4 protein-coding genes are annotated in these 5154 nt (G+C 71.4%); 2 read left to right on the top strand and 2 right to left on the bottom strand.

Going from position 1 to position 5154, the window contains the following annotated elements:
• Positions 1-167: 167 nt before the first annotated feature.
• On the bottom strand, positions 168-899 hold the full coding sequence (locus ACFWYS_RS07640) for an ANTAR domain-containing response regulator (RefSeq protein WP_384764714.1): 732 nt from the start codon (positions 897-899) through the stop codon (positions 168-170).
• Between the two features lie 132 nt (positions 900-1031).
• On the opposite strand from ACFWYS_RS07640, the gene ACFWYS_RS07635 reads away from it, so the two are divergent.
• Positions 1032-2159, top strand: coding sequence for a PAS domain-containing protein (locus ACFWYS_RS07635; RefSeq protein WP_384764713.1), 1128 nt, complete (start codon positions 1032-1034; stop codon positions 2157-2159).
• Between the two features lie 43 nt (positions 2160-2202).
• Here the strand turns inward: ACFWYS_RS07635 and ACFWYS_RS07630 are convergent, their stop codons facing one another.
• Positions 2203-2994: an RNA polymerase sigma factor SigF gene (locus ACFWYS_RS07630; protein ID WP_384764711.1), complete on the bottom strand. Its 792-nt coding sequence runs from the start codon at positions 2992-2994 to the stop codon at positions 2203-2205.
• Between the two features lie 245 nt (positions 2995-3239).
• Between ACFWYS_RS07630 and ACFWYS_RS07625 the strand changes: the two genes are divergently transcribed.
• Entirely contained in the window at positions 3240-5042 is a 1803-nt protein-coding gene (locus ACFWYS_RS07625; RefSeq protein WP_384764709.1) for a thiamine pyrophosphate-requiring protein, read from the top strand.
• The last annotated feature ends 112 nt before the right edge of the window (positions 5043-5154 follow it).

Raw genomic sequence — 5154 nt, 5'->3', positions numbered from 1 at the left:
GGGGGGGGGCGTGCGGCCCCCGCGGCCCGCCGCGGGGGGGGGCCGCCCCGGTGCCCCCCCCCCCCCCCCCATGACAGCCCGCCCGGCGTCAGGGCGCGCGCGGCCGGACACCATTCGCGGGACGGGAGCGGCCGAGTGGGTGACGTCGGAGGTCCCCACTCACCCCGTCAGTTCATCAGCGCGGCCAAGTCGCGTTCCAGCCCCCGCCCCCGCCTGCTGACCACGCCGGACGCGACGTCCGCCAGTTTGCGGTTGGTGCCCTGGGAGATCCGGCGCAGGACGCCGAAGGCGGCGTCGGCGTCGCAGCCGAGGACATGCATGACGATGCCGCACGCCTGGTCGACCACGGGACGGGAACGCAGGGCGGTGCCGAGATGGTCGAGCTCGGTGAGCGCGGCGCGGTAGGAGCGGTCGCGGACCAGGCAGCTCGCGGCGAATTCGCCCAGGGCGTGCACAGGTCCGTGCGAGGCGTTCTCCAGGGTGCCGGGCCGGAAGCTGTAGAGACTGAGCGTCACGGTGAGCCCGGAGCGGCGGAACGGCAGCGTGACGCTGGCCCGCACTCCCGAATCGAGCGCCGCGGCACGGTACTGCGGCCAGCGCTCGTCGTGCAGCAGGTCGGCCGAGTCGACGGGCTCGCCGCGTTCCAGGGCGTCCGGAATGGGCCCGTCTCCGGAGCGGAGCTGCACGGCGACGAGCCCGGCGAGGTCGGGATGAGTGACCGCGCGGGGCCGTTCGGCTCCCACCTCGGACACCAAGGACTCTGACACCATGCTGCTGGCACCGCAGCAGTCGGTGGTGCAGCGCACGGCCTGTTCGGTCAGCTCGGACAGCCTGCGCCCCGGCAGGGTGGCTACGGCGGACTCGTCATCCCAGCGGTCCAGCTGTTCATGAGCGGGCATCCTCAAATCCTCCTCATAGGTGCGCGTGCCCGGTCCGGCGCGGGGAAAACAACGGGGGAACAGAGCGGGCCAGTTGAACGGCCAGTTGAACCCGCCCTCCCGGAACGCCTTGTCGGGAGCTAGGTTCATGCCATGGCGCAGACCGACGAATTCGGTGAAGAGCTGGTGGATTTCGTGCGCCGCGTCGCGGAGCTGAAGGCGGCGCGGTCCGTTTCGGAAGGGGATTTGCCGACCGTCCTGGACGCGGCCATCTTCGAACTCGACCACGTGGCCGGCCAGTTGTGGCCGTGGTACGAGCGGCTGTCCTCGGGCGGACCGCCCCGCACGAGCTCCGCCGACCGTCAGGAACATCATCTGCTGCGCGCCGTGTTCCAGCGGTTTCCCCTGCCGGTGGCGCTGGTGGACCGGGAGACGGTGGTGCGCCGGCTGAACTTCGCGGCGACGTCGTTCACCGGCGTCCGGGCGGGCTATGCGACGGGCCGGCCACTGACCGGTTTCCTCGCCCACGCCGACCGGGCGGCGTTCCGTACCCAGGCGGCGGCCGTGGCGCGCGGCGATGGCGACCGCAGCCTCACCGTGCACCTCCAGCAGCATCCGTCGACGCCGGTGCACACGACCCTGACCACCGTACGCCCGAGTGGGGAGCCGCACACCACGGTGCTGGTGGTGCTGCAGCCCGGCGCGCTGGGGGCGCCCGGCGCACCGCCCCCGGCCGCCAGAGCGGCGGCTCGCGTCCCCGACCTCACCGAGACGACCCTGCACGCGGCCCTGGCGGACCTCCAGGACGAGATGACCACGGCCCTCCTGACCGCACCGCGCGGCGACCAGGAGGCGGTGGTCCGCCGGGCCGCCGGGATCCTGCACACCCACTTCGCCGACTGGGTCGTCGCCGACACGGGCACCGCCCGCCTGTCCCGTACGACAGTGCTGGCCCCCTCGCGAAAGGAGGCGGCCACCGTCGCGGCCCAGGACCCGGCCGGCTGCCCCCTGGTCACGGAGACGGCACGCACCGGCTCCCCGTCCCTGCAGATCCGCCCGGAGAACCCGGACGCCTTCGGCAGGACCGAGGAGGGCACCCCCGTCCTCGTACAGGCGAACGTCACCTCACTGCTGTGCGTCCCCCTGAAGACCGACAACGAAGTACGAGGCACCCTGGCCCTTTTCAGATGCGGAGCCCGCCGGGCGTTCTCCATGGCAGAGGCAAAGGCGATGGACACCATGTCCCGCCACATTTCACTGACGATGACCGCAATGCCGTAGGGGGCGCGGGGCAACCCCGCACCCCCTACGGGGAATCCCGGCCTCAGGCCACGTCGCTGAGCACCTGATCCCGCACCCGGCTGCAGCACCGGCTGATCAGCCGGGACACATGCATCTGCGAGATCCCGAGCTGCTCCGCGATCCGGCTCTGCGTCATGTCCCCGAAGAACCGCATATACAGAATCGCCCGCTCACGCTCGGGCAGTGCCGCCAGCCGGGGCGCGACGGCCTCACGGTCGACCACCGTGTCCAGCGCGGGATCGGCGGAGCCCAACGCGTCGCTCAACGAATACCCGTCGTCACTGCCGGGCAACTCCGCGTCCAGCGACAGCGCGGTGAAACTCTCCAGCGCCTCCAGGCCGACCCGGACATCGGCCTCGGTCATCTCCGCGTGCGCGGCGATCTCGGCCTCGGTCGGCCTGCGCCCGGAGACGGTCTGCAGGTCCTGGACGGCGAACCGCACCCTGTTGCGCAGGTCCTGCACCCGGCGCGGCACATGCAGCGTCCACATGTGGTCGCGGAAGTGCCGCTTGATCTCACCGGTGATGGTGGGCACGGCATAGCTCTCGAACGCGTTGCCGCGCTCGGGGTCGTATCGGTCGACGGCCTTGACCAGCCCGAGGGCGGCGACCTGCCGCAGGTCCTCGAAGCTCTCGCCACGACTGCGGAACCGTCCGGCGAGCCGGTCGGCCATCGGCAGCCATGCCTCGACGATCTGTTCACGGATGGTGTCGCGCTGCTGCCCCTCGGGCAGCGCGGCGAGTTTGCGGAAGTCGTCGGCGGTGTCGGGGGCGTCGTCGTGCGGGTGGTGCTTCGCGCTCACTGAAGTGGGCATGGTGCGTCGCAACTCCCTTTGCTGTGCTCTGGGTTGGACGGTCACCGTGGGAATGCGGAAGTGCCCCGAACCGGACACACCCGTGGCGGACGATCGCCGTTCCCACGGACGTGCCTCCTGTCCGAAGCACTGCTCTCTCGCCTGCCCTCACCCCCGCTCCCCAAACACCGCGCAGGTTTTCCGCGCACCCGCAGGGTCACTCGTAGCGGTGCCGCGCAGTCCCCCGGAGCCCAGGAGGTCCCCGCATGAGCACCAAGGTCGCCGACCACGTCCTGCAGCGCCTGCGCGAATGGGGTGTGGAGCATGTCTTCGGCTATCCCGGCGACGGCATCAACGGTCTCCTCGCCGCCTGGGGCCGGGCCGAGAACCAGCCCCGTTTCATCCAGTCCCGGCACGAGGAGATGTCCGCGTTCCAGGCGGTCGGCTACGCCAAGTACAGCGGCCGTCTCGGAGTGTGCGCGGCGACGTCCGGGCCCGGCGCGATCCACCTGCTCAACGGCCTGTACGACGCCAAGCTGGACCACGCCCCCGTGCTGGCGATCGTCGGCCAGACGCACCGCACCGCGATGGGCGGCTCGTACCAGCAGGAGGTGGATCTGCACACGCTGTTCAAGGACGTGGCCTCGGACTTCGTGGAGACGGTGACGGTCCCCGAGCAGTTGCCGAACGTCCTGGACCGGGCGATCCGCACCGCGTACGCGCGCCGCGCTCCCACGGCCGTGATCATCCCCGGCGACGTGCAGGAACTCGACTACTCGGCCCCGACGCACGAGTTCAAGATGGTGCCCTCCAGCCTGGACCGCAGCGGCTGGACGGCGATTCCCTCGGACGACTCGGTGCGCCGGGCGGCGGAGATCCTCAACTCCGGTGACAAGGTGGCGGTCCTGGTCGGCCAGGGCGCGTCCGGCGCGCGGGCCGAGGTGGAGCGGATCGCCGAACTCCTCGGCGCCGGCGTGGCCAAGGCGCTGCTCGGCAAGGACGTCCTGAGCGACGAACTGCCGTATGTCACCGGCGCGATCGGCCTGCTGGGCACCCGCCCGTCGTACGAGCTGATGCGGGACTGCGACACCCTGCTGACCATCGGATCGTCCTTCCCGTACACGCAGTTCCTGCCGGACTTCGGTTCGGCGCGGGGCGTGCAGATCGACATCGATCCGCACATGGTCGGGATGCGGTATCCGTACGAGGTGAATCTCGTCGGCGACGCGAAGGCGACGCTGGAGCGGCTGATCCCGCTGATCGACTCCGAGGAGCGCGGCCGCGAGTGGTACGACACGGTGTGCGACAACGTGACACGGTGGCGCGAGGTCATGGAGCGGCGCGCGCACCTGGCGGCCGACCCGATCAACCCGGAGTACGTCGCCCGCGTACTGGACCCGCTGCTCCCCGCGAACGCCCTGATCAGCTCCGACTCGGGCTCGGCGGCGAACTGGTACGCCCGTCATCTGACGATGCGGCCCGGCATGCGCGCGTCGCTGTCCGGGACGCTGGCGACGATGGGCTGCGGGGTGCCGTACGCGATCGGCGCCAAGTTCGCCCACCCGAACCGTCCGGCGATCGCGCTGGTCGGGGACGGGGCGATGCAGATGAACGGGATGGCGGAGCTGATCACGGCCGCGAAGTACAAGGACCAGTGGGACGACCCGCGGCTGGTCGTGGGCGTGTTCAACAACCACGACCTCAACCAGGTCACCTGGGAGATGCGCGCCATGGAGGGCGCCCCGTCCTTCCTGCCCTCCCAGGAGATCCCCGACGTCCAGTACGCCGCCTTCGCCCGCTCCCTCGGCCTGACCGGTGTCCGTGTGGAGAAGCCCGAGGACGTCGAGGCGGGCTGGCGCGCTGGTCTGGAGGCGGACGGCCCCGCGGTGATCGAGTTCCTCACCGATCCGGCCGTACCGCCGATCCCGCCGCACGCCACATGGGACCAGATGGAGGCGACGGCGGAGTCGATCCTGAAGGGGGACGCGGACCGGGGGTCGATGATCAGGCAGGGGTTCAAGGCGAAGGTGCAGGAGTTCCTGCCGGGGCGGGACAAGAGGCACGGCTGACGGGGCTGACGGGACGGGCCGCGGGGGGCCCCGGGGGCCCGGGGGGGGTTTGCCCCCCCGGGGGGGGGGGGCCCCGGGGGCCGGCGGGGGGCCCGGGGCGCGCGAGACCCAC

Origin of the sequence: Streptomyces sp. NPDC059010 (assembly GCF_042740355.1) — a bacterium.
Taxonomy (GTDB): domain Bacteria; phylum Actinomycetota; class Actinomycetes; order Streptomycetales; family Streptomycetaceae; genus Streptomyces.
The sequence above is the reverse complement of the archived record's forward strand: the minus strand, read 5'-3'. Positions and strand labels throughout refer to the sequence as shown.

What these genes read in the sequence shown, in the direction of transcription:
- ACFWYS_RS07635 (WP_384764713.1), top strand. Translation starts at nt 1,032, where the DNA reads ATGGCGCAGACCGACGAATTCGGTGAAGAGCTGGTGGATTTCGTGCGC.
- ACFWYS_RS07625 (WP_384764709.1), top strand. Translation starts at nt 3,240, where the DNA reads ATGAGCACCAAGGTCGCCGACCACGTCCTGCAGCGCCTGCGCGAATGG.
- ACFWYS_RS07630 (WP_384764711.1), bottom strand. Translation starts at nt 2,994, where the DNA reads ATGCCCACTTCAGTGAGCGCGAAGCACCACCCGCACGACGACGCCCCC.
- ACFWYS_RS07640 (WP_384764714.1), bottom strand. Translation starts at nt 899, where the DNA reads ATGCCCGCTCATGAACAGCTGGACCGCTGGGATGACGAGTCCGCCGTA.